The organism is Mesorhizobium sp. M1A.F.Ca.IN.020.06.1.1, from assembly GCF_004023265.1.
In the GTDB taxonomy this organism is placed as follows: domain Bacteria; phylum Pseudomonadota; class Alphaproteobacteria; order Rhizobiales; family Rhizobiaceae; genus Mesorhizobium.
This window is the reverse complement of record NZ_RZSR01001438.1, coordinates 1-982: the sequence shown is the minus strand read 5'-3', so window position 1 is coordinate 982 and position 982 is coordinate 1. Positions and strand designations below refer to the sequence as shown.

The following is a 982-nucleotide window of genomic DNA, read 5'->3' as shown; positions in this document are numbered from 1 at the left end:
CCCGTCCACCCTGTCCATGACGCCGCCATGGCCGGGAATGAGATTGCTCGAATCCTTGCAGCCGTGCCGGCGCTTGACCCAGGATTCGAACAGATCGCCGATCTGCGAGACGATCGAGAGCGCCAAGGCGACGAGGCCAAGCATAGTGAGATTGCCGGCCCCGGCCGCGATTGCCAGCACCAATCCGGCAGCGATGCCGCCGACAGCGCCGCCAAGCGCGCCGCTCTGCGTCTTGCCGGGCGAGATTGACGGCGCAAGCTTCGGGCCGCCGACCGCGCGGCCGACGAAATAGGCCGCTATGTCGGTCGCCCAGACGACCGCGAACAGGAAGAGGATCGCGATCAATCCTGAGTGGCTGTCCCCGCGCAGATAGGCGAGCGACAAGCCGGACAACGACGCGTATGCCAGCCCCGAGGCCTCCCACTGCGCTGCTCCCCGCAGCCGCGCGGCAACAGCGACGATAGCAGTGATGGCTGCGACCAGAAGCAGCAGCCAAAGTGCCGGCAGGCCGGCGACCAGCGCGCCGATGAAGACCAGAATCAGCGCTTCCGGCAGAAAGCCGAGCGTCGCACCGTTCTCAGGGCGCGACATGCGCGTCCATTCGTAGAAGATCAACGCCGCGATCGCCGCACAGAACAGGCGGAACGGCAGCCCGCCGAGCCAGGTGAGCGCAAGTGTGACGGCTGCCATCACGATGGCCGAGATGACACGCTGCTGGAGATTGCTCATCGATTCCGCGCTACAAGGCGACGTCGCGGGCGGCGAGCCCGCCGAAACGGCGTTCGCGGCCGGCAAAGTCGCGCAGGGCGTCGGCCAGGTGCTCCCGGCTGAAGTCCGGCCAGTAGCAAGGCAGGAAGACAAGCTCGCTATAGGCGGCCTGCCACAAAAGGAAGTTCGACAGCCTGAGTTCGCCGCTGGTGCGGATCACGAGGTCTGGATCGGGAATGCCCTCGGTGTCGAGCGAGCCGGCAAAGCTCTCCAT

General features: G+C 66.3%; 2 protein-coding genes. Both read right to left on the bottom strand.

From position 1 onward, the window contains the following. The coding region (locus EOA60_RS34680) for a phosphatidate cytidylyltransferase (protein ID WP_164899850.1) at positions 1–729 on the bottom strand (729 nt) is incomplete at its 3' end. Positions 730–739: 10 nt separating this feature from the next. Further along, a partial coding sequence (locus EOA60_RS34675; protein ID WP_164899849.1) for an undecaprenyl diphosphate synthase family protein occupies positions 740–982 on the bottom strand: 243 nt, incomplete at its 5' end.